Annotated in this window: 21 protein-coding genes; 10 read left to right on the top strand and 11 right to left on the bottom strand. The window is 57.9% G+C overall.

Translation table 11 applies throughout. The features are described 5' to 3' along the window. Nucleotides 1-194: 194 nt before the first annotated feature. From recQ to NBV64_RS04390, 5 genes are read right to left on the bottom strand one after another with little or no spacing between them, the layout of a single operon-like run. A complete protein-coding gene (gene recQ / locus NBV64_RS04410) occupies nt 195-2021 on the bottom strand; it encodes a DNA helicase RecQ (protein WP_250756760.1) in 1827 nt (608 codons plus the stop codon). A gap of 9 nt (nt 2022-2030) precedes the next feature. After that, complete coding sequence (locus tag NBV64_RS04405; RefSeq protein ID WP_035271098.1) at nt 2031-3167, bottom strand: fimbria/pilus outer membrane usher protein; 1137 nt, start codon at nt 3165-3167, stop codon at nt 2031-2033. Nucleotides 3168-3188: 21 nt separating this feature from the next. After that, the gene (locus tag NBV64_RS04400) at nt 3189-4961 is read right to left on the bottom strand and encodes a ClcB-like voltage-gated chloride channel protein (protein WP_250756759.1); all 1773 of its coding nucleotides are present in this window, start codon (nt 4959-4961) and stop codon (nt 3189-3191) included. A gap of 8 nt (nt 4962-4969) precedes the next feature. Continuing rightward, nucleotides 4970-6019: a cytochrome d ubiquinol oxidase subunit II gene (locus NBV64_RS04395; protein ID WP_009455069.1), complete on the bottom strand. Its 1050-nt coding sequence runs from the start codon at nt 6017-6019 to the stop codon at nt 4970-4972. Beyond that, nucleotides 6016-7356, bottom strand: a complete 1341-nt coding sequence (locus NBV64_RS04390) for a cytochrome ubiquinol oxidase subunit I (protein ID WP_115634213.1) — start codon at nt 7354-7356, stop codon at nt 6016-6018. The genes NBV64_RS04395 and NBV64_RS04390 overlap by 4 nt, the downstream gene beginning before the upstream one ends. Nucleotides 7357-7517: 161 nt before the next feature. Between NBV64_RS04390 and NBV64_RS04385 the strand changes: the two genes are divergently transcribed. From NBV64_RS04385 to NBV64_RS04365, 5 genes are all read left to right on the top strand, one after another. After that, a complete protein-coding gene (locus NBV64_RS04385; protein WP_250756758.1) occupies nt 7518-9275 on the top strand; it encodes a glutamine--tRNA ligase/YqeY domain fusion protein in 1758 nt (585 codons plus the stop codon). A 10-nt stretch (nt 9276-9285) separates the two neighbouring features. Next, on the top strand, nt 9286-10056 hold the full coding sequence (gene minC / locus NBV64_RS04380; RefSeq protein WP_009455075.1) for a septum site-determining protein MinC: 771 nt from the start codon (nt 9286-9288) through the stop codon (nt 10054-10056). A 223-nt stretch (nt 10057-10279) separates the two neighbouring features. Further along, nucleotides 10280-11095 carry a septum site-determining protein MinD gene (minD, locus tag NBV64_RS04375; protein ID WP_009455077.1) on the top strand — a complete coding sequence of 272 codons (816 nt, stop codon included), beginning with the start codon at nt 10280-10282 and terminating at the stop codon, nt 11093-11095. Nucleotide 11096: 1 nt separating this feature from the next. Next, nucleotides 11097-11375, top strand: a complete 279-nt coding sequence (gene minE, locus NBV64_RS04370; protein WP_009455079.1) for a cell division topological specificity factor MinE — start codon at nt 11097-11099, stop codon at nt 11373-11375. Between the two features lie 257 nt (nt 11376-11632). Beyond that, nucleotides 11633-12781 (top strand): aromatic ring-hydroxylating oxygenase subunit alpha, encoded by a 1149-nt coding sequence (locus tag NBV64_RS04365; RefSeq protein ID WP_009455081.1) that lies wholly within the window; start codon nt 11633-11635, stop codon nt 12779-12781. Nucleotides 12782-12903: 122 nt separating this feature from the next. Here NBV64_RS04365 and NBV64_RS04360 read toward each other — a convergent pair whose 3' ends face one another. From NBV64_RS04360 to ettA, 3 genes are all read right to left on the bottom strand, one after another. Next, nucleotides 12904-13131, bottom strand: coding sequence for a YMGG-like glycine zipper-containing protein (locus NBV64_RS04360; RefSeq protein ID WP_009455083.1), 228 nt, complete (start codon nt 13129-13131; stop codon nt 12904-12906). Nucleotides 13132-13256: 125 nt separating this feature from the next. Then, nucleotides 13257-13793, bottom strand: coding sequence for an isochorismatase family protein (locus NBV64_RS04355; RefSeq protein WP_009455085.1), 537 nt, complete (start codon nt 13791-13793; stop codon nt 13257-13259). A 10-nt stretch (nt 13794-13803) separates the two neighbouring features. Next, on the bottom strand, nt 13804-15477 hold the full coding sequence (gene ettA / locus NBV64_RS04350) for an energy-dependent translational throttle protein EttA (protein WP_009455087.1): 1674 nt from the start codon (nt 15475-15477) through the stop codon (nt 13804-13806). 162 nt (nt 15478-15639) lie between these two features. On the opposite strand from ettA, the gene NBV64_RS04345 reads away from it, so the two are divergent. Next, complete coding sequence (locus tag NBV64_RS04345) at nt 15640-16140, top strand: hypothetical protein (protein WP_083054116.1); 501 nt, start codon at nt 15640-15642, stop codon at nt 16138-16140. A gap of 6 nt (nt 16141-16146) precedes the next feature. Here the strand turns inward: NBV64_RS04345 and NBV64_RS04340 are convergent, their stop codons facing one another. Together NBV64_RS04340 and NBV64_RS19065 are read right to left on the bottom strand one after the other, a co-directional pair. Further along, nucleotides 16147-17070, bottom strand: a complete 924-nt coding sequence (locus NBV64_RS04340) for a glycosyltransferase family 2 protein (protein ID WP_009455091.1) — start codon at nt 17068-17070, stop codon at nt 16147-16149. Nucleotides 17071-17321: 251 nt separating this feature from the next. Continuing rightward, the gene (locus NBV64_RS19065; RefSeq protein WP_003803595.1) at nt 17322-17450 is read right to left on the bottom strand and encodes a hypothetical protein; all 129 of its coding nucleotides are present in this window, start codon (nt 17448-17450) and stop codon (nt 17322-17324) included. 225 nt (nt 17451-17675) lie between these two features. On the opposite strand from NBV64_RS19065, the gene uvrA reads away from it, so the two are divergent. From uvrA to NBV64_RS04325, 3 genes are read left to right on the top strand one after another with little or no spacing between them, the layout of a single operon-like run. Continuing rightward, nucleotides 17676-23378 (top strand): excinuclease ABC subunit UvrA, encoded by a 5703-nt coding sequence (uvrA, locus tag NBV64_RS04335; RefSeq protein ID WP_250756757.1) that lies wholly within the window; start codon nt 17676-17678, stop codon nt 23376-23378. After that, on the top strand, nt 23351-24463 hold the full coding sequence (gene pabB / locus NBV64_RS04330) for an aminodeoxychorismate synthase component I (protein ID WP_250756756.1): 1113 nt from the start codon (nt 23351-23353) through the stop codon (nt 24461-24463). Before uvrA ends, pabB begins: the two co-directional genes overlap by 28 nt. Nucleotides 24464-24473: 10 nt before the next feature. Then, the gene (locus NBV64_RS04325) at nt 24474-25124 is read left to right on the top strand and encodes an aminotransferase class IV (protein ID WP_250756755.1); all 651 of its coding nucleotides are present in this window, start codon (nt 24474-24476) and stop codon (nt 25122-25124) included. On the opposite strand, the gene NBV64_RS04320 is transcribed toward NBV64_RS04325, so the two are convergent. Continuing rightward, nucleotides 25101-25901 (bottom strand): tRNA threonylcarbamoyladenosine dehydratase, encoded by an 801-nt coding sequence (locus tag NBV64_RS04320; protein WP_035271118.1) that lies wholly within the window; start codon nt 25899-25901, stop codon nt 25101-25103. The genes NBV64_RS04325 and NBV64_RS04320 overlap by 24 nt on opposite strands. 252 nt (nt 25902-26153) lie before the next feature. Here NBV64_RS04320 and NBV64_RS04315 point away from each other — a divergent pair, with 252 nt between their 5' ends. Further along, on the top strand, nt 26154-26825 hold the full coding sequence (locus NBV64_RS04315) for a gamma-glutamylcyclotransferase (protein WP_009455103.1): 672 nt from the start codon (nt 26154-26156) through the stop codon (nt 26823-26825).

The raw sequence follows: 26825 nt of genomic DNA, 5'->3' as shown, positions 1-26825 counted from the left end.
GTCTCTGAAATCGGGGGTGATTGACGGAAGACGCGGCTTTTGCAGCCGCCAGCGTCAGTTGATGCACACCATATATAGTGTGATATTGGCGTCATTCTACTACATATAGCGGATTGAGCGAATAGCGGTTTTGCGACTGCAGAGCAGATTCAGCGCATAAAAATGCAACTAATCTTTGCTCTGCTAACAATTTCCTATTGCGTCTGGAGCTCTTGAACGCAGCGCAGCAAAGCCTCGCCATAGGCCTCTCTTTTGCGTACGCCTATGCCTGTAATCGGCTCCAGATCAGCCTCTGAACTAGGGCAGCGAATGGCCACTTCGCGCAAAGTAGCATCATGGAAAATGACATAGGCTGGCACACCATGTTCGCGTGCGGTGGCCGCACGCCAGGCGCGCAAAGCCTCGAATCGTCTTTGTTGATCGGGTTCAAGAGCAGGTCCGGCAGGCGCCTGACCTTTTACTCGGTGTGCAGCCGGTCCGCGTGTTACGGTTTCGCGCCGCAACATCAGGGTGCGCTCCCCTTTCAGCACTTCGCGGCTGGCCTCGGTCAGCAACAAGGTGCCGTAGCCCTCCGGGTCCACCGTGACCAAGCTATGCGCCAGCAACTGGCGCAGCACTCCGCGCCAGGCTTGATCGGTCAAATCCTTGCCCACACCAAAGACGGTCAGCTTGTCGTGCTCGTGCTCTTTGACACGATCCGTCAGCTTGCCCAGCAGGATGTCGATCAGGTGCCCGGCCCCGAAGCGCTGACCGCGCTCACGCCATAATCTATAGATGGTGGAGAGCATTTTCTGCGCCGCCACTGTGCCATCCCAGGCTTCTGGCGCTTCCAGACAGGTGTCGCAGTTACCGCAAGGTTCTATTTGCTGGTCAAAATACGCCAGCAAGCGCTGGCGACGGCAGGAAATGGTTTCGCAAAGGCCCAACATGGCATCCAGCGCCTGTCCCTGCTGGCGTCGGTGTGCCGCATCGCCTTGCGACTGGTTAATCATGCGGTGCAATTGCACCACGTCCTGCAGGCCATAGGCCAGCCAGGCCGTGGCCGCTTCGCCATCGCGCCCTGCCCGCCCGGTTTCCTGGTAATACCCTTCCACCGATTTGGGCAGGTCAATGTGGGCTACAAAACGCACATCCGGTTTATTGACGCCCATGCCAAAAGCAATGGTCGCCACCATGACCACCCCTTCTTCTCGAAGGAAGCGAGCCTGGTTGATGGCGCGCTGCTGCGCGTCCAGTCCTGCATGATAGGGCAAGGCATGAATACCGTTCTTGCACAGGAACTCGGCCGTGTCTTCCACGCGCGAGCGCGACAGACAATACACAATCCCCGCATCTCCGGAGTGCTCTTCCTGAATGAAACTCAAGAGCTGCTTGCGCACCTCGTTCTTTTCAATGATGCGGTAGCAAATATTGGGGCGATCAAAACTGGCAACAAAATGCCGGGCATCCTCCAGCTTCAGGCGCTGGGCAATTTCTACCCGCGTCAACTGAGTGGCGGTAGCGGTCAAGGCAACCCGTGGCACACCTGGCCAACGCTGGGCCAGCAAATCCAGACCCAGATATTCAGGGCGAAAATCGTGACCCCATTGCGATACGCAGTGGGCTTCGTCAATGGCAAACAGGGAAATCTGGCCGCGTGCCAGCAAATCCAGGCAGCGGTCTGTCAGCAAACGTTCGGGAGCCACATAGAGCAGATCCAACTGCCCCGTCAGAAATTCGCGCTCGACCTCGCGGGCAGTTTGCCAATCCTGGGTGGAATTCAGATACGCCGCGTTAACGCCCAACTCGTTGAGGGCGTCCACCTGATCCTGCATCAAGGCAATCAGGGGAGACACTACCACGCCGGTGCCGGGTCTCACCAAAGCAGGAATCTGGTAACAGAGCGACTTGCCGCCGCCGGTGGGCATCAAGACCAGGGCGTCGCCGCCTTGGATCAGGGTCTCGATAATCTCGTGCTGAGAACCACGAAAACTGTCATAACCAAAAACTTCCTGAAGAACCTCAAGTGCTGACTGGGCCATGCCGCCTGCTTAAAAAATCGGAATAGAAAAACGCAGCGCGATGTTCGACTGACGACTTTCCAGATGACGGCGAGCTTGCAAACCCACCCTAAGGTGGGGACTGTACCAGAACTGCTGCGTGACCCCAAGGTAGCGGTTCTCCCCGCCGGCAACTACCTGCTGCACCTCGTACTGAGTCTTCACTTCACCCCAGCGGCGCAGGGGCACGGACAGACCGACAATCTGCCGACTGCTGGCCGCATCCACCTTCATGCCCTGGTAACGGCTCAAATCCAGAAAATTGTCCTGGTAGCGTTCACCCTGCCACTGCAGGTGCAAATCATCCAGCACATCCAGGCCGTAGGCTGCCTGATATCGCCACCCCTGCCCCACCGCATGGGAAGCTTTGGCCACGCTGGCCTGCCACACGCCAAAGTCCGGCGATCGATAGGTTGCACCCAGACCGGTCAGCCCAAAATCACGAGCGCTTTCCATCTGGGTATCAATACTGGTACGACTGGTGACATCGGTACTGAGCATCAAGCTGCCAGCCGAAGAGCCATACACAAGATCCCCGTTATCCTGCTTGCCCGTCATGTCCAGCGCGCCAACGGCCAGGGCATAGCGCCATGGCCCGGCCGGGCCCTGCTCGAACTGCTGAGTGATATTGATACCGCCCAGTTCCACGGGCCGCGCCCAGTCCGGTGCGGTAACCGTGTCATTGCCCAGGGTCAGTTGCAGCCCGTCTTCATTCACATAGCGCCAGTTGCGCTCGCCAAACTGCCAGACCTGGTCGGGCGCGCTGCTCAACCAGCGGGCACTCCAAATTGGAGAGGACTGCTGACTATATTGGATGGAGCGCGCCAGACTGGCGGTGCTGGCACCGCTTAAACTGAAATCGGAAAATGTGTAATCCATGGAGGCCGCTGGACTGAGCAGGTCCTGATCTCCTTGGCGATGCCACTGCGTAGCATCAAAAAATGGCTCCACGGGCGGGAGCTCCTGGGCCGGGATGGCCTGCGCCTCATCCACGCCATACACGCGGGTAGCAGACAAATTCTCCAGCCCAACACGATTTTGAGCGGTGGCCAATGGAACAGCGAACAGCATGGCAAGACCGACCAACAGCCCGCCTGCCAAGCCTCGCTGGCAAGCTTTTGTACGCATGATTTATGTCACAAAAAGAGTTTAGCGCCGGGCATCCAGCATCACTTCGCCGCTCGCATCCAGGGAGCGTTTGATGGCGGAGTATTTTTCCAGCACAGCAGACTTATAGACTACACCAATCAGACGGCCCGAGCCGTCACCATTCAATACAGGCAGACGCTCCCCGGCAAAGCTCACAAAGTGTTCCTGAGCCTCGTCCAGACTCATATTCGGGTAGAGCGTCTTGACGAAATCCATGCGCAGAATATCGCCCACCACACGCTCCTGGGCAGCGTTGTCGTCCAACAACATTCGGGTCAGGTCAGGCTGAGCAATCACACCTTGATAAACTTGCTCCTCGTTCACCACATACAAATAGCGCACGGGGTAGTCCAGAAACATCTGCAAGGCATCACGCATTTGGGTAGTAGTGCTGACGACGGTATCAGCCGGACGTACCAGCTCGGCCAAGGTGGTGTGACGCAACTTGTGGCGCAGCAAGGCATCGCGCTCGCGCACCAGGGTGACTTCATACATGGCGACCTCGGCCACACCACGGGACACAAAATAAGCCATGACACAGGCCACAATCAAGGGCAGCACCAACTGATAGCTCAACGTCATTTCAAACAACATCAGTATGGCCATGAAGGGAGCGCTGGTGGCGGCCCCCAGAAACGCGCCCATGCCCACCAAGGTGAACAAGTACAACGGTAAATCCAGACCTGGCAAGATCAGCAAAGTCAGTTGACCAAACAAGGTACCGAAGGCCGCGCCCACAAAGATGGCGGGGGTAAACACACCGCCGACAGCGCCCGAACCAACTGTCAGCCCTGTGGCCAGAACCTTGAACGCCAGGATAAGCAGCACGCTGTACCAGGCCCAGTCGCTGTGCAGCATGGAGGACACTACGCTAAAGCCATTACCCGCCACGCGCGGCATGACAATCAGCAAAAATCCCAGCAACAAACCACCCAAAGCCAAGCGCAAAGGCAAACCCAGGCCAGTACGCTTGAACAGGGTACGGAACAGATTCAACAATTTCAGGAAAGCGGGTGCAGCCAGACCAATCAGCACACCCAGGACCAGAAAGGGCAAGATGTCCCAACCCGCAACGGCCTGAACATTCGTCATTTCGTAAGGGGCATGATAACCACCCAGCATACGCATGGTCAGGTGAGCACTGACAGCCGCCATCAACAGGGGGCCAAAGCTGCTCATGGTCATGGTGCCCAGCACAATCTCGGCCACAAACACGGCACCGGCGATCGGGGCGCCATAAGCGGCAGCTACACCGGCTGCGGCGCCACAGGCCACCAGCAGGCGCAGACGGGCTTCACCAAACAAAGTGAAGCGGCCAATCGCGGAAGCGGACAAGGAGGCCAGATGCACCATCGCCCCTTCCCGGCCAATCGAGCCGCCCGAGGCCACCGTCATCAAGGACGATAAGGATCGCAGCAGCCCCTGGCGAATGGACAAGCAGCCATCGCCAATGGCCACAGCTTCCATATAGTCAGAATTGCTTCCCGACGGCAGACGCCCTGCCAGCCATAGCAGCATACCGGCACACAAGCCGCCCAAGGTGGGAAACAGGAGGCGCATGTACCAGGGCAGACTTTCCGTGACTGCGACGATCCCCCCGTGCTGACCCGTGACAACTTGCTGCACCAAGCGCATGCCCTGATGAAAGGCCAAAGTCGCCAAGGCACCCAAAATACCAGCCAAGACCGCCCAGGCCAGCATGGCGGGCATATCAGACAACCACTTGAAACCCTGCAGACGCTTGCGCATCGACAGCACGGAATGGGCAATCATAAAAAAGGTCAGCCTTTAAAGCTGGGCGGCAAAGGTGGGCGAGACAATCCAAACATGCGCCAGTACACCCACACGTTGAAAATCAGCACGATGGGCAAGGTAATCACAATCGCCGACAGGATCAGGCTCAGGGCTGGCACCCCGGCAGCGGCGTCCCAGATCGTCATCTCGTCCAGGATCAGATAGGGGAAGAAACTGAACGCCAGCCCGGCCATGACGGACACCATCACGAACAGGGTCAGCAAAAAGGGCAAGGTCGTGGTGCGATAGCTGCTGTTGATCATGCGCTGCAGGCTCATTTCAATCGACACAAAGCAGCTGAGAATCAAGGCCCACAGGAACAATACCAAGCCCCAATACGGCCCGTCGCTCCATTTAAGCAGCACGCCAGCATTCACAAAGGCCAACACGACGGACACACCCACGGCACCGGCTGCAAACCAGCGTACCGAACGACGGCCCCAATTGACCGCTCGGGCACGCAGCTCGCCGGCTTCACGCATGATGAGCCAGCTAGCGCCTAGCAAGCAGTACGCGGCAATAGCACAAAAGCCCATGAAGACAGAGAACCAGATATAACCGGCATCGCTCTGAAAGCCCACTACGACCTGCGCCAGCAGCACACCATGGGAAAACGCCGTCAACCAGGACCCCAGGGCAAAACCCATTTGCCAGCGGGACTGACGCTCTACCGGCGCGCGTAGTCGGAATTCGAAGGAGACGGAACGGGCAAAAACGCCCACACCCAGCGCACATAACGGTCCGTACAGGCCGCCCATCACCGCCCCCCAGGCTTTGGGGAAAGCGCAGACAAACAAACCCAGGCCCAGAAACAGCCAGAACTCGTTGGCATCGCGCCAGGGGCTCAGCAATGACAGCATGCGGGGACGCAAGGAGTCTGGTGCCAGCAAGGACAGGCAGCCCACGCCAATATCGAAGCCGTCCAGAACCGTACCGGCCACAATGATCAAAAAGAACAGGGCCAGAAACGCCAGCGGCATCCAGAACGCCGGATCATGGGCACCCAGGCCCAGCGCATTTGCAAAAGAGTCAATCATGCCCGCCCCCGATGACGCGCGATCGGTACCACACCAAAACGAACGGCATGTCGCAACTTCTGGAAAAAACCAATCATGCACAAGACGTAGACCAGGCCGTAACTCAGCAAACCCAACCCGACGGTAAAGACGCTCTCGGTGCTTTGCACTTGCACGGCCTGAATATCGTTACCGACCAGATAAGGCAAAAAGCCCAACAAGACGTAGGCTGCGCCACCCAGCAACATGATCCAGCCCAACACCGAGGCGACCACCATGACCTGACGTTCTCTATAAGAAAGAGAGTGCGGGTCCAGGCCATAACGGCGAGTGCGCAACAAGACCCACAGCAGCAGGAACAACATCAAGGCTCCTGCCAGCACGGCTACACGGAAGGACCAGAAGGTCAGGGTGACAGGCGGCATGGCGTCGGAAAACTGATCCAGGCCCATCAAAATGCCACTGTCATTACGACCCAACCAGCGTCCACCCGCATGAGACCAGCGCAGCACACCCAGAACACTGTCCTGCATGGCGGAGGGCGCCGCCACCAGAATCAAATCAGGCTGCGAGCCGCTTTTCCAATACGCCGCCGCAGCCGCTGCCTTGGCAGGTTGATGCTCTGCAGTCATGAAACCATTGCCTATCACAGCGGCGATCAGGGCCAGCCAAGCCGCCCCGCCCAGAAACAAGGCACTGCGAAAGGCCAGACGCTCCTGATCGGTAACCGGCTTTTGCATGGTCTGGGCGCAGGTTACACCCAACATGAAAAAGGCCACCGTCAGCAAACTGCCTGCAAACAAAAGACCGGCATACCAGGGTAAGGCGGGCGTGCTGAGCACATCCAGCCATTCCATCACCACATAATGGCCTTCAATCACATCGACACCCGTTGGCACCTGCATCCAGGCCACAATCGCCACCAACCAGAACGCCGTGACGGTAACGCCCAGGGCCACCATCAGCACCACCACGGTATGAACCAGATTGGACAGCATGCGCTGGGCAAACAGCATCACACCCAAAAAGCAGGATTTGAAAATGAACAAGGACAGCATGGAGGCGGCCAGCATGGGACCGATGACATCGCCCACCTGCTCCATCAGGCCCGGCCAGACACTGCCAAACTGAAGCAGCACGGGCATGGACGCCGCAAAGCTTAAAATAAACGCCAGCGCAAACAGACGCACCCAAAAACGGTACGCCCCCATCCAGGCCGCGGCCTTGTTGCCAAAGGTTCTGATCTTGAAATACAGCAACACCCAGGCCAGTCCCAGCTCCAGGGCCAGAAACAGCAGCATGAAGCCCAGGCTAAGGAAAAACTGGGCATGAGACAGAGAAAGGGCGGAGTGCGTCATAATGAGCGCTAGTGTAGGGTGAATTAGCCTGCAAACGCCACCATACTACCCCAAGTTCTTCCCTGATTTTTTAGAACCCGTTCATGGGGTAAATACCCCTCTAAAACAAGAACGTGGCAAAATGGTCGATTAGTCTGTCGGCTTCTTTATTTCAAACGTGTATGACCTCTGACACCACTCCCGCTCCCGTATCTAATTTTCTGCGCACGATCATCGACCAGGATCTGAGCGCTGGCCGTTACGCACAAAAATCCTGGGCCGGTCAGCCAGGCCCGGCCAGTACCCAGGAAGGGGCGGCTGTTGATGCCGCGCGTATCCGTACGCGCTTTCCCCCCGAGCCCAACGGCTATCTGCACATTGGGCACGCTAAAAGTATCTGTTTGAACTTCGGACTGGCCAGCGACTACCAAGGTGCCTGCCACCTGCGCTTTGACGACACCAATCCTGAAAAAGAAGAACAGGAATACGTGGACGCCATTATCGACATGGTGAAATGGCTGGGCTTTGACTGGACCTTCAATAAAGAAGAGAACCTGTACTTTGCCAGCGACTACTTCGACTATATGTACCAGTTTGCCGAAGCCCTGGTGAACGCGGGCCATGCCTACGTTGACGAGCAAAGCGCTGAAGAAATGCGTACCAACCGTGGCACCCTGACTGAAAAAGGCGTGAACTCGCCCTGGCGCGACCGCCCTGCCCAGGAGTCCATCAAGCTGCTGCGCGAAATGCGCGACGGCAAGCACCCCGACGGCAGCATGGCCCTGCGCGCCAAGGTTGACATGGGCTCGCCCAATATCAATATGCGCGACCCGGTCATGTACCGTATCCGCCATGCCGAACACCATCGCACTGGCGACAAATGGTGTATCTACCCCATGTACAGCTGGGCGCACCCCGTGGAAGACGCGCTCGAGCGCATCACCCACAGTCTGTGTACCCTGGAATTTGAAGACCAGCGTCCCTTCTATAACTGGATTCTGGAACGCCTGGTCGAACTGGGTCAGTTGTCCGACCCGCTGCCCAGGCAGTACGAGTTCTCACGTCTGAACCTGTCCTACGTGGTCACCAGCAAGCGCAAGTTGCGCCAGCTGGTTCAGGAAAACCACGTATCGGGCTGGGACGATCCGCGCATGCCTACCCTGGCCGGTTTGCGCCGCCGTGGTTACAGCGCTGGTGCCATCCGCCTGTTCACCGACCGCCTGGGTGTGTCCAAGGCAGCCCAACACGTGGACTACAGCCTGCTGGAACAAGCCCTGCGCGATGATCTGGACCCGGTGGCCGACCGTAGCGTTGCCATTCTGGACCCGATCGAACTGATCATTACCAATTACCCGGAAGGCCAAAGCGAGCTGTGCCACGCACCGCGCAATCCGCACAATCCGGAAGCCGGTCAGCGCGAGTTCCCCTTCTCCGGGCGCCTGTACATCGAGCGCGAGGACTTCAAGGAAGAGCCACCCAAAAAGTACTTCCGCCTGTTCCCCGGCAATACCGTGCGTCTGAAATACGGCTATGTCGTGCGTTGCACCGGCTGCGTCAAGGACGAGCAAGGCAATGTCACCCAGGTTTTGGCGGAATACCTGCCCGACACCAAGAGCGGCACGCCCGGCGCAGACTCGGTCAAGGTCAAGGGCAATATCACCTGGATCAGCGCCGAGCACGCGATTGCCGCCGAGATTCGTCTGTATGACCGTCTCTTTGCCCACCCTCAGCCCGATGCAGCCGACCAGGACTTCCTGGAGCACATCAACCCGAACTCGCTGCGCGTGATTCAAGGTTGGCTGGAACCCGGCACCAAGGCCACGCCCGATGCCCGCTGGCAGTTTGAACGCCTGGGCTACTTTGTGGCGGACCGTGTGGACTCCACGCCAGAAAAACCCGTTCTTAACCGTACTACGACTCTGAAAGACACTTGGGTCTAAGGCTATTGACGTGAACGATCAGACTCATGCCAAAGGGCCGCAGGCCCTGGATTTCAAAAGCGCCACGCTGTACGCCGTACGGGTGGTGCTGCGTTCGGCTGACACGGCCGAGCAGTTAGCCGCTCTGTCTCAACGCATGAAAGACGCTGGCTCCTTCTTTGAGGACGAACCCGTCGTCATTGATGCCAGCGCGATTGATGCGCCGGTGGATTGGGCCACCCTGGTTGCCGCTTTGCGTGAGCACAAGCTGCACCCGGTGGGTATCATTGCCCACCCTGACCATGCCGATAACGCCATCGACAGCGGCTTGCCGCATGTGGAGTTGTCCAACCCACCAGCCCGCCCCCAAACCCAGGCCGCACCGGACAAGGAAGTGCCCGTGTTGTCGCAAGCCTCCCAGCAAGAAGCACCAGCGGCGGTCGCCCCGCCACCGCCCGCTATTGCTCCGGCTGCGCTCATCATCAACCGTCAGCTGCGTTCCGGCCAGCGCATCTACGCGCGCCACACGGATCTGATCGTGATCGGGGCGGTCAGCCAGGGTGCAGAAGTGGTAGCCGATGGCAATATCCACGTCTACGGTCCACTGCGCGGCAAGGCCATGGCTGGTGCCCGTGGCGATGCAAAAGCACGCATCTTCACCACCGAGCTGGACCCGGAACTGATTGCCATTGCCGGTGTGTATCGCATTATTGAAACGCGACTGGATGCACAGCTACGCAACAAGCCCGTTGTCGTCACGCTGGAAGAAGATACGCTCAGATTTGATCCTCTGAGCTCCTAGCAGTACAAGGCGCCGGCTTTTGCCGGCGCTTTTTATAGAGGCTTGCACTGAGAGCCCGCATGAGAGCAAGCAAGTGCAAGCGCAACCGTGTAAGCTGACACGGAACAAAGCAATTGATATGTTTTGTTTCTAAGCAGTAGGCTAAGTGGCAGAACGGATGTCAAAATTAGGCCCGTTATGCTTTACGATTATGTGACTTGAAAAACAAAGGAATCCGATTGTCATGGCGCGTATAGTTGTAGTGACCTCCGGCAAGGGTGGCGTGGGCAAAACCACCACCAGTGCCAGTTTTGCATCTGGTCTTGCGATGCGCGGTCACAAGACCGTGGTCATCGACTTTGACGTTGGCTTGCGCAACCTGGACTTGATCATGGGTTGCGAGCGACGCGTGGTGTATGACTTCGTCAACGTGATCCAGGGCGAAGCCACATTGAACCAGGCCCTGATCCGTGACAAGCAGCTGGAAAATCTGTTCATCCTGCCCGCTTCCCAGACGCGTGACAAAGACGCGCTGACCCGCGAAGGTGTGGAAAAAGTACTGGAAGAGCTCAAGGGCATGGGTTTTGAATACATTGTGTGCGACTCGCCCGCAGGTATCGAAACCGGCGCCTTGATGGCCTCCTACTTCGCAGATGATGCGCTGGTTGTGACCAACCCCGAAGTGTCCTCGGTTCGTGACTCGGACCGCATCCTGGGCATTCTGGCCGCCAAATCGCGACGTGGTGAACAGGGCAAAGAGCCCATCAAAGAATATTTGTTGTTGACCCGTTATAGCCCCAAACGCGTGTCGGACGGCGAGATGCTGTCCTTGCAAGACGTTGAAGATATCTTGCGCATCAAGCTGATCGGTGTCACCCCCGAGTCGGAAACCGTGCTGCAAGCATCCAACCAAGGAGTACCCGTTATCCATATCAAGGAAAGTGATGTGTCCCAGGCCTATCAGGACATCGTAGATCGTTACCTGGGTGGCGAAAAACCATTGCGTTTTGTGGATTACGAAAAGCCAGGTCTGTTCAAGCGCCTGTTCGGAGGAAAGTAATATGTCTTTCCTGTCCTTCCTGCTCGGTCACAAGAAAACGTCGGCAACAGTTGCCAAGGACCGTCTGCAACTGATCCTTATTAACGAACGTGGCCAAGGGGGTGTTGCTCCGGACTACTTGCCCCGCTTGCAAAAAGAGCTGGTCGAAGTGATCTCGCGCTACGTGAAGATTAATCCCGATGACATCAAGGTGAACCTTGATCGCCAGGACTCGCTGGAAGTGCTGGAAGTTAAAATCGAAATGCCGCAAATTGATGCCAGTACGCTGGAAAACAAGTAAAGCGTTGCTGACAGAAAAACTTTGCTGCTTGAAATGGCCATCCCTTGCGGATGGCCATTTTCATGGCTGCTCCCTATACCAAAAGCAAGCCGCAAAACACCTGCAACGAGCAGCGCAATGCGGCTAGGCGGCTAATAGATCAGGTACAATTTTCCCTTGGTAATCGGCCCGTTCCGATTTTTCTTCGCGCCAGAGATGGCAAGTAGTGCCATCGATGTCCCCTGAGGCCTGGCTTATTGACCCATGCGGAGGGAATCATGACCGAGCTCGGTCAGATGGCACGTCTTGTGCCCGCTCACCCCCAGCTTCCTGTTAGCGCCTATTTCGACCACGCTCTGTTCGAGCGCGAACAAGAGCGTATTTTTCAGCAGTCGGCCTTGTACGTCGGCAATGAAAAACTTGTTCCCGAACCCGGCGACTGGCGCACCTTGATCCAGGAAAACGCTGCCCGTACTCTGATACGCAGCCAACACGGCGTAGAACTGCTCTCGAACGTCTGCAGGCATCGTCAGGCCCTGATGCTTGGTGGCATGCCCGGCCAGCCCAATCAGGCCAACCACGGCTCCCTTAGCAGCACAGGCGGCAATATTGTCTGCCCCCTGCACAACTGGACTTATAACGCGCAAGGCGACTTGCTGGCGGCTCCCCGTTTCAAGGACAAGCCCTGTCTGAACCTGGAACGCTACCCCTTGCGCGATTGCCATGGCCTGCTGTTTGAAGGCCCGCGCGATCCAGCCCAGGATATGGCCGCCTTGTTCAGCCGCCCTGAATTCGACTTTCAGGACTATGTGCTTGATCACGTCGAAATCCACCAGTGCAACTACAACTGGAAAACCTTTATCGAGGTCTATCTGGAGGACTATCACGTCGCTCCCTTTCACCCTGGTCTGGGTCAGTTCGTAACCTGTGACGATCTGGAGTGGGAGTTCAGCGACTGGTATAGCCTGCAACGAGTCGGCGTGCATCAGGCCCTGGCCAATCCAGGCTCACCCACCTATCGCCAATGGCATGACAATCTGCTGGCCTACCGCCAGGGCGAAGCACCGGATTTCGGTGCCGTCTGGGTAACCTACTTCCCCACCCACATGATCGAGATCTACCCGCATGTGCTGGTGCTCTCCACGCTGTACCCCAAGGGGCCGCAGGAAACCATGAATGTGGTGGAGTTCTACTACCCGGAAGACATCGTGGCCTTCGAGCGTGACTTTGTGCAAGCACAACGCGCCGCCTATATGGAAACGGCCATAGAAGATGATGAGATTGCCGAACGTATGGATGCCGGCCGCCGCGCCTTGATGGAGCGTGGGGTCTGCGAGGTAGGCCCCTACCAGTCACCGCTGGAAGACGGCATGAAGCACTTTCACGAATGGTATCGCTCCATGATGGACGAGCGGCACCACCCGTAAGACATCACCGCAAGCCTGCTTACTGCCCTAAGCAAGAAAAAAGCCTCAAAGCCGGGAGGGATCTCCCAGGCTTTGAGGCTTTTAATCCGATGAGCGTTTCAGCTCAATCAGAGAATTTGAATTTAGCGGTTCTTGCCGATCTGATCGCCGATCACGCCACCAATCGCTGCGCCACCGACCGTACCCAGAACGCCACCATTAGTGATGACTGCACCAGCCACACCACCCAGACCAGCGCCGGTTACGGCACCCTTTTGACGTTTGCTCATACCATCCCAGGAAGAGCAGCCCGCCATCACGACGGCCAGAACCGTGGCCATACCCACTTTAGTGATAGTCGTCATTTTCATCCGTAAACCTCCGTGAAGTATCCGTGCTCAACACGGCATTAAAGTCTATCTTCACCCTACGGAGCCAATTAGTCCAGACCCTATTGTTAGGCAACGCAACAGATGTAATTCAGCTTTTGTTCAGTTTATTTGATCAGGGCCAGAACCTGCTTGAATACGGGGTTAGCCGGCGTTTCCAACCATTCAAACATGGCCATTTCGGCGCTAACGCGCTCCAATCCATGCATCGCCCAGCGATCCCAGGCAGCTTGTCGGGACTCGGGATGGCGCGAGCCTACGCAGTCCCCGACCAGCACAGGTTCATAACCACGCTCCATCAAACCCAGGCCAGTTTGTAACACACACACGTGAGACTCTGTACCCAGTAACAAGACTCGTGTGCGCCCTACCGGCAAGGCAGGCAAAAAATCGGCTTCGCGCGTGGCATCGAAGTGGGTTTTATGCAGCACTTTATCAATATGTGGTAACAAAGAAGCATCGGTTGGGCCGATTTTCTCGGCCCAATGCTCGGTTGCCAGCACCGGCACCCCTAAAAGACGCGCCGCCTGTGCCAGCTTCCCGGCCCGTTCGACCAAGGCTTGGTGGTCTGCAATGGCGGGCAGGAGCCCCGTTTGCATATCCACAATCAGGACGAAAGACTGGTGAGCATTGAGCACAGGCATGGCACTTTCCTTATTTCAGGGACTTGTAGCGGATACGACGAGGTTTGGCAGCATCTTCGCCCAGACGCTTCTTCTTGTCTGCTTCGTATTCCTGATAGTTGCCATCAAAGAATACGACCTGCGAATCACCCTCAAAAGCCAGAATGTGGGTGGCGATACGGTCCAGGAACCAGCGATCGTGACTGATCACCATGACCGAGCCGGCAAACTCCAGCAGGGCATCTTCCAGAGCACGCAGGGTTTCCACGTCCAGGTCGTTGGATGGTTCGTCCAGCAGCAAGACGTTGCCGCCTGCGATCAGGGTCTTGGCCAGGTGCAGACGACCACGCTCCCCGCCAGACAGATTGCCCACGATCTTGTTCTGATCCGCGCCCTTGAAGTTGAAGCGGCCCAGGTACGCACGCGATGGCATTTCAAAGCGGCCCACGGTCAGCAGGTCTGCGCCATCGGCAATCGCGTCAAAGACGGTCTTTTCATTAGCCAGGGCATCGCGCGACTGATCCACATAAGCCAGCTTGACGGTTTGGCCCAGTTTGACCGTACCGGAATCAGGCTGCTCTTTACCGGCCAGCATGCGGAACAAGGTGGACTTACCTGCACCGTTAGGACCAATAATCCCGACGATGGCACCAGCTGGCACCTTGAAGCTCAAGTTGTCGATCAGCAGACGATCGCCATAGCCCTTGCTGACGTTTTCAAACTCAATAACTTCATTACCCAAACGCTCGGCCACAGGAATGAAGATTTCCTGGGTCTCGTTGCGCTTCTGGTATTCGTGCGAGGACAGTTCCTCGAAACGGGCCAGACGGGCCTTGGCTTTGGCCTGACGTCCCTTGGGGTTCTGGCGCACCCACTCCAGCTCTTTCTTGATGGTGCGCTGACGAGCACTTTCCGACGCCTCTTCCTGCTTCAGACGGTCGTCTTTCTGCTCCAGCCAGGAGCTGTAGTTGCCCTTCCAGGGAATACCGTGGCCACGGTCCAGTTCCAGAATCCACTCGGCGGCGTTGTCCAGGAAGTAACGGTCGTGAGTGACTGCTACGACGGTGCCGGGGAACTGGCGCAGGAACACTTCCAGCCAATCCACACTTTCCGCGTCCAGGTGGTTGGTGGGCTCATCCAGCAGCAACATATCAGGCTTGGACAGCAGCAACTGGCACAAGGCCACGCGACGCTTTTCACCACCGGACAGGTTGGCAATGGAGGCATCCCAAGGTGGCAGACGCAGCGCATCGGCCGCGATTTCCATTTGGGTTTCGATATCGTCCGCACCGCTGGTCGCGGCGGCGGCAATGATGGATTCCAGTTCGGCCTGTTCGGCGGCCAGAGCGTCAAAATCTGCGTCGGGCTCGGCGTATTCGGCGTAGACCTGTTCCAGACGCTGACGCGCCTCGAACACCTGGCCCAAACCGGCCTGCACGGCTTCGCGCACGCTGTGTTCGGGATTCAGCTGAGGTTCTTGTGGCAGGTAACCGATCTTGATCCCCGCCATGGGGACGGCTTCGCCCTCGATCTCGGTATCTACCCCGGCCATGATCTTGAGCAAGGTGGATTTACCCGAGCCGTTCAGGCCCAGCACACCAATCTTGGCACCTGGAAAAAAAGACAAGGAGATATTGCGCAGAATCTGCCGCTTGGGCGGCACAATCTTGCCCACGCGGTTCATCGAATAAACGTATTGAGCCATATAAACCTAAAAAGGAAAAACAGGTCGTGTTCGGAAAACTGGGATTGTAGGCGTTTGGCGCCCGAAAGGTGCGCTTCTGTCAGGTTCAGAACGAAACACCCGGCCTGAGTGCAGGCCTGTCTCAGGTAATATACTCACTTTTGCTGACAATCCAAAAACGCCATGCCCACACCTGACGCCCCTGAACTTGTATTTACCACCGAAGAGATCGAAACCCTGGGCCGCACTGCCGATGCGCTGAGTGCCTACCTGGGTCGTGCCGTCCTGGCCGAGATCGTGGGAGCGGAAGAAACCGGCTTTGAATGGGTCATCTTTGCCATGCCCCTGGACAAGAATGAAGACGAAAGCGAATTCACGATTGTGCAGGTAGGCGGCGAACAGGCCCGCATCGTGGGCAACCGCGGCGGCTTGGACCCCAAGGACACGGCGGTCTATGCCTGCCGTTACCTGTGGGCCATCCAGTTAAGCGATGCCGAGCCTGTGCGCTTTATCAAAGTGGACGAAGAAGGCGAGGAAGTCGCCTGGACCGAGACCCTGGAAGAATTGCTGCCCTTCGCCCTGAGCGAAGATGCCTTCGCCGTCGAGGATGAGACGGATGAAGACGACGAGGACGATGATGATGACAGCCCGGAACCGGGCGTGCACGGCCACACCCTGCACTAATCTCGTTCAGGCCCGTCGCTTGTCCCGCAGATATAAAGCGACACCCACCGGCCACATCAAACCCACCAGCAGATAAGACGCCAGGCCTTTCAAGCCATAGCCTGCTGGTGGCTTGCGCCCACTGGCACGCAGGTGCAGCCCAAAGCGGGTGTAACGCGCGGCAGCCATCAAGAACGCCTTGGGCTCGTAGCGGAACCAGGGCAGACACTTCACCACCGTATCCTGCGCCAGCAGCCACAAGCCCAGTGCATGTTGCTGGCTGGTTTTGCCTTGCACCGACAAGGAGTCCGGGCTGTCGTGGTAGACACGGAATACGGTGTTCACAAATCGGTTCTTGTAGCCCGCACGGGCAATCGCCCGCCACACCAGGCTTTCTGGCACAAAGCCGTCGATCTGATCGGGAAAGGGAAACTTGCGCAACACAACGGTACTCAAACAGCCGAACTTCTCGCCCCGCACGTGGTAGCGAAAACTCATGTCCAAAGAGCTGGCATCAAAAATATCCTGGGGGAACATATCACCGACGACCTTACCATCCGGTCGCACACACAGGCCTGTAATGCCCGCATAGCCCGCTCGTTCTGATACGGGGATGTCGGCCCAGATCTGCGCCATATCGTAGAGCGCATTCACCAGCAGGGTGTCATCACTGTCCAAAGCAACGACCAGTTCACCTTGGGCCAGAGCCACGCCGTGATTGAACGCCGCCTTCTTGTGACGATTTTCCTGCCAGGCATAATGAATCGGAAAGGAGGCTTGCTGTTGCCAGCCTTGCACCAGTTCCCTTGTCCCGTCTGTGGAACCATCGTCAATGACAACCCACTCAAAGTCCTGACAGGTTTGCTCGCACAAGGAAAGATACACGCGCTCCAAGGTATGAGCACGGTTATAGCTAGGTGTCAGGACGGTGAACAAATGGCGCCATTCCATACGCGGGTGTCCCCATAAACCACTGTTTTGATTATTGTTACGGGCAGCTACTTAGATCTGCATCAGAATGACATCATCATAAAGCAAGCACGGCGCTGTGCAGCGCACTATCTGCAGGGCTCCAGACAAACCCGAAGCAAAATCAAACGCGCACAAAAAAACCACAGGCAAGCCTGTGGTTTTTTTGCTGCTGGGTGTGATTTCAAGCTGAAAAATCAGGTTTCTGCTTGTACACCGCTCAAGCCAGGCACTTAGACGCGCTTGACCTTTTCCAGCATTTTGAAAACGCCCTTGGGTGCGCGCACAAACAGACGTTTGAATGCTTTACCCAGGCAACGACGCTCCAGCGTGTTGCGGCGAGTGCGTTTGATTTCCGCCATGGTGATCTCCGATCTTAATGTAAGCCCTGCCGGATGATCCCGACAAAAGCGCAATAGCTAACCAGAAATTCTACCGTAATCCGCGTTAAGATACAAAGGCTAGAGTGTGCATCCCTGGCAACACCTTGCTGGCGTGTACCGCTCTCACTGGCGCATGGGGCCTGTTTGACAGGCCTTTTCGCTGCCGCTTCCCTACTCTGCCCTCTCCAGAAAGCCGACCTTGCCATGAGCTCAGAAATTCGCATTTTTGGCGCCCGCCAGAACACTCTGAAAAACCTGAATGTACGTATCAAAACGGGCGAGTTACTGGTTATTACCGGCGTTTCCGGCTCAGGCAAAAGTTCGCTGGCCTTTGACACTCTGTATGCAGAAGGCCAACGACGCTATGTAGAAACCTTCTCCCCCTATGCGCGCCAGTTCCTGGACCGCATGGACAAACCTCAGGTCGATCGCATTGAAGGCATCTTGCCCGCCATTGCCATTGATCAGGTGAACCCGGTACGCAACTCGCGCAGCACCGTGGGCACCATGACGGAGCTGAACGATTACATCAAGCTGCTGTACGCCCGCTTGGGCGAGTTGTATTGCCGCCAGTGCGCCCAGCCTGTGCGCCGCGACAATGCCGACAGCATCGCCAAGCAGATTCGCAAGCTGGCAGAGGACCACGATGACCCACGCCTGGTTCTGACCTTTGCCGTCAAGGTTCCGGCCAACTTCACGCAGCAAGAAATTGAAACCTTGCTGCATCAGCAGGGCTACACCCGCCTGCACCACGAAGAAACACAGACCGTCACAGCCAGCAGCAGCACGAAAAAGGGCAAAAGCAGCAAAGCCGCCCCCACGGAGCAAAAGCTTCTCTATGTGATTCAGGACCGCTTCCGTGCCAGCACGGTAGAGCCGGAACGTTTCATGGAAGCGATCGAAGCGGCCTTGCGCCACGGACAAGGCAAGTTGACGGTGTATGCTTCGGCCAGTGTCGATGGCCCGGAAACCGCCTGGCGTTTCAGCCAGGGCCTGCACTGTGCTCAGTGCGATATTGAATACAGCACGCCCGTAGCCAGCACCTTCTCCTTCAACTCGCCCCTGGGCGCGTGTGAATCGTGCCGTGGTTTTGGCCGCGTGATGGGTATTGATTACGGCCTGGTCGTTCCCGATCCCAGCAAAAGCCTGCTGGAAGGTGCGATCCGCCCTTGGCAGACAGCCAGCTACAAAGAATGTCAGGTCGAGATGGAGCGCTACGCTCCGGCAGCCGGTGTACGCCTGAGCGTGCCCTGGAAAGACTTGAGCCAGGAAGAGCGCGACTGGGTGATTAACGGCACCCCGGACTGGAAAGGCGGCAATCAGGCCTGGAAAACCCAGTGGTACGGCGCGCAACGCTTTTTCGACTGGCTGGAGTCGCGCGCCTACAAGATGCACGTGCGTGTGCTGCTGTCCAAATATCGCAGCTACAACACCTGCCCGGCCTGCGCCGGCTCGCGTCTGAAACCCGAAGCCAGCTTGTGGCGTGTAGGCGATCAGGCGGCCCCCGCCGATTCCCGCTACCCACGTTTCATGCCCGTGCATTCCAACTGGCTGCGCGAGCAACTGGATGCCATGCCCGGCCTGAGCGTTCCGGACCTGATGCGTTTGCCTATAGAGCACGTACGCAGCTTTTTCCAAGGCCTGCACTTTGGCGATGCACGCGATGCGGCCATTGATCTGCTCTTGAAAGAAACCCTGTCCCGCCTGGATTATCTGTGCGATGTGGGCCTGTCCTATTTGTCGCTGGACCGCCAAAGCCGCACCCTGTCTGGCGGTGAAGTGCAGCGTATCAACCTGACCACGGCACTGGGCACCTCGCTGGTAAACACCCTGTTCGTGCTGGACGAGCCCTCGATTGGCCTGCACCCACGCGATATGCACCGCATTATTGAAGTAATGCATCGTCTGCGCGGCAATGGCAACACCCTGGTGGTGGTCGAGCACGACCCGCAAGTGATGGTGGCCGCCGACCGTATTCTGGACATGGGCCCCGGCCCTGGCGAGCGTGGCGGTCAGATTCTGTTTGATGGTTCTCCCCAAGCCTTGCGCGGTGCAGAAACGCTGACAGGCCGCTACCTGAGTGGCGAGCTCAGCATCGAATCGCCCCGCCCCATGCCGGTGGCCGAAAACACGCCCCGCCTGCTGCTGGAAGACGTCAGCGCGCACAATCTGCGCCATATCTCGGTGTCCATTCCACTGGGCCGTCTGGTCTGCGTGACGGGCGTCTCCGGCTCGGGCAAATCCACGCTGATTCAGGACGTGCTCTACCCGGCCATCCTGAAACAGCAAGGCAAGCCGACGGAAGCCCCTGGCCCTTACGGTGCCTTGCTGGGCGCCGAGCAAATTGCCGAAGTAGTGATGGTGGACCAGACGCCTATCGGCAAAACGGCCCGCTCCAACCCGGCCAGCTATGTCGGTGCCTTTGACCCTATCCGCAAGCTGTTTGCCCAGGCCCCGCTGTCCAAAGAACGCAGTTACACGCCCGGCACCTTCAGCTTCAATAGTGGCGATGGCCGCTGCCCGACTTGTGGCGGCACGGGCTTTGAGCATATCGAAATGCAGTTCCTGTCGGACGTGTACCTGCGCTGCCCGGATTGCGATGGCAAGCGCTTCCGCCCCGAAGTGCTGGAAGTGCGTATCGAACACTTTGGTCGCAGCGCCTCGATTGACGAGGTGCTGGACATGACCGTGCATCAGGCCATGGAGTTCTTTGAAGGCCTGCGCGATGTGCAAACCGGCCTGGCACCCCTGGCCGATGTAGGTCTGGATTACCTGAAACTGGGCCAACCTGTGCCTACGCTCTCGGGCGGTGAGGCACAACGCTTGAAACTGGCGGCTTATTTGGCCCAGGCTTCGCGCACCCGTCTAAGCCAGGTGAAGGTCGCCAAGAAAGGCAATCTGTTCCTGTTCGACGAGCCCACCACCGGCCTGCACTTTGACGATATTGCCCGCCTGATGCGCGCCTTCCGCAAGCTGCTGGCCGCTGGTCACAGCCTGCTGATTATTGAGCACAATCTGGACCTGATCCGCGCGGCAGACTGGATTATTGATCTGGGCCCCGAAGGCGGCGAACATGGCGGCCAATTGCTGGGCACGGGTACGCCGGGCGACATCATGGCGCTGGAGCAATCGCACACCGGCCATGCCCTGAAAGAATACGAACAAGCCATTCTGGGTAAAGGCTCGGCCCTGTTCCAGGAACCCGAGGTGGATTACAAGGCCAGCTCGAGCGGCAGCAACGATGGCCAGATCGCCATCCTGAATGCGCGCGAGCACAATCTGAAGAACATCTCGGTGCACATCCCGCACAACACCTTCACCGTCGTGACGGGTGTCTCCGGTTCGGGCAAATCCACCCTGGCCTTCGACATTCTGTTTAACGAAGGTCAACGCCGCTACCTGGAGTCCCTGAACGCCTACGCCCGCGCGATTGTGCAGCCTGCCGGTCAGCCCGATGTGGACGCGATTTACGGTATTCCACCTACCGTTGCCATTGAGCAGCGCACCAGCCGTGGGGGTCGCAAATCCACCGTGGCCACCATGACGGAAATCCACCATTTCCTGCGCTTGCTGTATGTGAAGCTGGCCACCCAATACTGCCCGGACTGCCATGTGCCTGTGGCCCCGCAAACGGCCGAGCAAATCGCCGCGCAATTGCTGCGTGATCATAAGGGTGAGCATATTGGTTTGCTGGCTCCCCTGGTCACCGCTCGCAAGGGCTACTACACCGACCTGGCCAAATGGGCGCAGGGCAAGGGCTATACCCATTTGCGCGTGGATGGCGAGTTCATCCCCGTCAACCCTTGGCCGCGCCTGGACCGTTACAGCGAACACACGCTGGAACTGCCGGTGGCCGACCTGATTATTGATCCACGCCATGAACTGCAACTGCGCCAAGCCATACGCGAGGCGCTGGAGCTGGGTCACGGCTCCTTCAGTGTGCTGGCTCCCCTGACGCCATCGGGTTCCATGTCGCTGGAGCAACGCCGACAAGGTCAACCGCTGTCCACGGCCAGCCAGCAACACTTCTCCGTCAAGCGGGCTTGCCCGTGCTGCGGCACCAGCTTCCCCGAGCCGGACCCACGCATGTTCTCCTACAACTCCAAGCACGGCTGGTGCAAGGACTGCTTTGGTACGGGCTTGAAGCTGACCGGCTTCGACCAGGAACAAACGGGCGAAGAAAACAGCTGGAATAACGGCTACGAAGGCGAAGCCGTGGAATGCCCAAGCTGTCACGGCCAACGCTTGAACCCGGTCTCTCTGGCTTTTGAATGGCGCGACCAATCCATTGCCAAGCTGGCCGGTTTGCCCGTGGATGAAGCGCAGACCTTTTTTGGCAGCCTGAACATGAGTGGCCGCGAGGCCGATATTGCGCGCGACATTCTGAACGAAATCCGCAGCCGTCTGGACTTCATGCACGAAGTGGGCCTGGGATATCTGGCGCTGGATCGTGCCGCCCCCACCTTGTCGGGTGGGGAAGCCCAGCGTATCCGTCTGGCGGCCCAGTTAGGCTCAAACCTGCAGGGCGTGTGCTATGTGCTGGATGAACCCACGATCGGTCTGCACCCGCGCGACAACCAGATTCTGCTGAACGCCATGGCGCGTCTGGAAGGCAACGGTAATACGCTGGTGGTTGTCGAGCACGATGAAGACACCATACGCCGTGCCCAGCACATTATTGATATGGGCCCCGGTGCGGGCAAACGCGGCGGTGAAGTCATCGCCCAGGGCACACTGGCAGAAATCGAGGCCAACCCCAATTCGCTGACTGGCCGCTATCTGCGCGAGCCGCTCAAGCACCCCATGCAGGCACGCCGTCCCGTCCAGGCCGATGCACCCATGCTGACGGTGCACGATGCCAGCCTGCATAACCTGAACAAGGTCCAGGCCGGTATTCCGCTGGGCAAGCTCAGTCTGGTGACGGGCGTGTCAGGTTCCGGCAAGTCCACCTTTGCCCGCGATGTACTGCTGGATAATTTGCAGCGCGTGGTCGGCAGCAAAGAAAAACCGGTGTGGCAGGGTTGTTCCAGCATCAGCGGCTGGGAAAGCCTGGACCGCGTGCTGGAAGTGGACCAGACCCCCATTGGCAAAACACCCCGCTCCTGCCCGGCCACCTATATCGGCTTCTGGGACGAGGTGCGCAAACTGTTTGCCAACACCAACGATGCCCGTCTGCGCGGCTGGAGCGCCTCACGCTTCTCCTTTAACACCGGCGATGGCCGCTGCCCCTTGTGCGAAGGCCAAGGCATGCGCACCCTGGAAATGAGCTTCCTGCCGGACGTGAAGGTGCCTTGTGACGCCTGCCACGGCCAGCGCTTCAATCCGGAAACACTGGCGGTGACCTGGCGCGACGTCTCCGCCGGTCAGCTTTTGCAAATGGATGTGGATGAGGCGGTTGAATACTTTGCCGCACATCCTAAAATATTGCGCCCCCTGCAGCTGATGCAAAGCGTGGGCCTGGGTTATCTGACTTTGGGTCAGCCCTCACCCACCCTGTCCGGTGGCGAGGCGCAGCGCGTCAAGCTGGTCAGCGAACTGGTCAAGGCCCGTCTGGACGAAGGTCTGACTCGCACAGGCCGAGCCTACAAGGCTCCGCACACCTTGTACGTGCTGGACGAACCCAGCGTAGGCCTGTCCATGGCGGATGTGGAAAAGCTGATTGTGGTGCTGCACCGACTGGTCGATGCCGGCCATACCGTGCTGGTGATTGAACATAATCTGGATTTGATTGCCGAAGCAGACTGGATTGTCGATCTGGGCCCCGAAGGCGGCTCGGGCGGCGGCAGGCTGGTGGTTCAAGGCACGCCGGATCAAGTACAGGCCAACCATGCCTCGCATACCGGCATGGCCTTGGCGGAATTTTTAAAGGAACACGGCGCATGTATGGCCGATTTGAAGACAGACTAAAAGGCTATGCGCTGGAAATGCAGGGCTACCTGGGCCATATCCAGGCTCGTAGCCCTGAAGATTTAAGTACTGCTTTTGAAAAAATCGAACAGGCTCGTCAAGCTGGCCACTGGGTGGCCCTGGCACTGGACTACGAACTGGCCGAGCTGTTCGAACCCCGTCTGCCTGCTCGCGAGGCGGCGACCCATGCTCCCCTGAACGCGCTGGTGTTTGAGCAGGCGCAGGAAGTAGCTTTATGGGATAGTCAGGCAAAGCCCGAATTGAAGGTCAGCCTTCAAATCAGTCAGAAAGACTATCGGGATGCGCTGGCCCAGGTTCAGCAAGGTTTGCAGGCCGGGGATTTTTACCAGATCAACTACACCATGCCCCTGTGCATTCAATCCGGCATGGCACCGCGTGATCTCTATACCGCACTGGCCAGCCGCCACCCTGTAGCCTACGGTGCTTATCTGGATCTGGGTGATCGTCATATCCTGTCGCTGTCACCCGAGCTGTTTCTGGAAAAACGTGGCAACACTGTGCGGACCCGCCCCATGAAAGGCACCCGCCCGCGCGATACCGACCCTGTTCAAGATCAGAAAAACGCCCAGGAGCTGCAAAGCAGCCTGAAAGACCGGGCCGAAAACCTGATGATTGTGGATTTGCTACGCAATGATCTGGGTCAGGTGGCCCGCACGGGCACGGTGCACACCACCAGCCTGTTCGATGTCGAGCAATATGCCTCGGTCTGGACCATGACATCCAGTATTCAGGCAGAGGTAGACCCGGACTGCAGCCTGGAGACCCTGCTACCCGCTCTGTTTCCCTGTGGTTCGATTACCGGCGCCCCAAAGCTGGCCGCCATGCAATGCATACGCCAACTGGAAACGCAGCGACGCGGTATTTACTGTGGCTCGGTGGGGTATCTCAGCCCCCAGGGCGACTTGTCCCTGAATGTCAGCATCCGCAGTCTGGAGCTGAACAATCATGGTCAAGGAACATTTGGCGTGGGCGGTGGCATTGTGCTGGATTCGGACCCGGACCAGGAATGGTTGGAGTGTTTGTGGAAAGCACGTGTCTTGCAGACCCCTGTAACACTGACTTAAAGGCAGCATCATGAGCCAAAGCAAACCTGAATTGATAGAAACCTTGCGGGTAGATGCAGACGGCCAGATCCCCCTGCTGGAACTGCATCTGGAGCGCGTGGCACGCAGCTGCGCGGAACTGGGCTACGACTGGGATGCACAAGCCTGGTTGCAGGCCATGCATACGGCGCTGGGCCAGGCTCCGGTCAACACACCCTTACGACTGCGTATCTTGTGGGGTGCCGACGCCAGCGCCCAGGCACAGGCGAACGCACTGCCAGCACTGGAAGGCCCCTTAAAGCTATGCCTGTCCCGCACGCCCCTGCCCGCTCAGGACCCGCTGCTCTCGCACAAGACGACGCATCGCCCCTGGTATCAAGAGGCCAGCGCCCTGCTGGAAAAGCATCCCCAAATCTTTGATGTGATCTATCTGGATACACAGAACCGGGTTTGTGAAGGCAGTCGCAGCAATATTTATATTCAGGACGAACAGGGCCAGTGGTGGACACCGCCCGCCCAAGGCTGGCTCTTGCCCGGCGTGCAACGGCAGGCGCTTCTCAATAGCAAGCTGGTTCGTGAAACCGAGATTTCCCTGGAGGATTTACTGAACGCCAAGGCAATCCGAGTCTCGAATGCCTTGCGTGGCTGGCAGGACGCCTTACTGGTTCAGTATCCGGTTTAAGGCGTAGTCGGCGGCCTGCATGCCCATGCTGGCCGTCACAGTGACCCCGGAGCCATAACCCGCGCAGGCCAGTCCTTGCAGCGCACCGTCTTCGGCCTGGGTCCAGTTCTGTGGCAGACGCGTTTCCTGCTCGAACCACAGGCAATCCACTCCCATGCGAGGCACACGCTTCAAGGCGCGGCCCTGAGCATCGCTGCCACGCGCAAAGCCATGCTGCTTGCGCAGGATCTGGCGCAGCTTGCCCAGCAAGGCATCATGGCGTGCTACCGACAAGTCTCCCCGGCGCAACGTCAGCGGGTCAGTTTTGCCTCCTGCCCCGCCACAGCTCAGCAGGGGCACCTTGCAGCGCCTGGCCTGCAAGATCAGAGCAATCTTGGCACTAGCCTGGTCAGTGCAATCCAGAAACACGTCGGGGCGCTGCTCCATCAGGCTGGCCGCATTATCCTCAGTGACAAAATCTTCAATCAGCTGCAGCTGACACTGAGGATTGATCTGCGCAATGCGCTGGGCCATGGCTTCAATCTTGGCCATGCCCAAGGTGCTGTCCAGGGCAGGCAGTTGGCGGTTGATATTCGATTCGGCAATATTATCCAGATCAATCAGGGTAATCCGGCCCACAGCCGAACGGGCCAGCGCTTCCACCGCCCAGGTTCCCACGCCCCCGATACCCGCCACCATCACATGGGCGGCCGCCAGACGCTCGCGCGCTCCGGCTCCATACAAACGATCCAAACCGCCGAAACGGCGTTCGGCATCCATGTTGTGCTGCTCTGTCATGCAATCTGTCCATCACCGGCCCATGCGGCCAAACCCGTTAATTCTACGTCTAATTGCCCCTGACCAACCTGTGAAACGGGCCTTATACCCTGGTGGCTTGACTGTGCCCTGCCAAATAGCAACACTCATATAAGCAAATTAGTATTTTTCCTTAGTTATCAGCATCAAAGCCCGCTACAGTGGACTGTGCTTGCTCTACAATTGTCATAGGTTTCAAGCATCTGTGATTTTGGCTTACCACCCCTTTTTGCCGTGAACATCGATTCTATTTCCGCCTCGCCTTCCGCCGTACCCACACCGTGCAGCTTTCGTGTCCTGACTGACGAAGAGCGCAACGCCTCTTTGCGTCAATCCTTGGAAGAGGTGCAGTGGTGTGAAAAACAGGACCTGTGGGTCTATGGTTACGGCTCTCTGATCTGGCGTCCCGATTTTGAATTTGCCGAGCAGCGCCAAGCCTTGCTGCGCGGTTACCACCGGGCGCTGTGCTTGTGGTCACGTATCAACCGCGGTACGCCCGAGCAGCCCGGTCTGGTTTTCGGGCTGGATGTAGGCGGTTCTTGCCGGGGCATGGCTTTTCGTATTCCCGCCGAAAGCGTACCCAAGGTATTTGACGCCCTATGGCTGCGCGAGATGCCCAGCGGTGCCTATATTCCTCGCTGGTTGCGCTGCCGCACCAGCCAGGGCGATATTCGTGCCCTGGTCTTTACCATGAACCGCAAGACCGACGCCTACGTCCCCCGTATGCCGGACGAACAGCTGCGACAAGTGGTGTACTCGGCCCAGGGAACCAACGGCCCTTGCATCGAATACGTCATGGAAACCGCCTCGGCGCTGCAACGCTCTAAAATTCTGGATAAACGCCTGCAATCAGTGGTTCAATTACTACAGAGCCAGACTGCACTGCTTAATCCTCAACAAGCCTGA

Source organism: Alcaligenes sp. DN25, from assembly GCF_023674485.1.
GTDB classification, from domain to species: Bacteria; Pseudomonadota; Gammaproteobacteria; order Burkholderiales; family Burkholderiaceae_B; genus Alcaligenes; species Alcaligenes phenolicus.
This window is presented reverse-complemented; position numbering and strand designations above follow the sequence as displayed.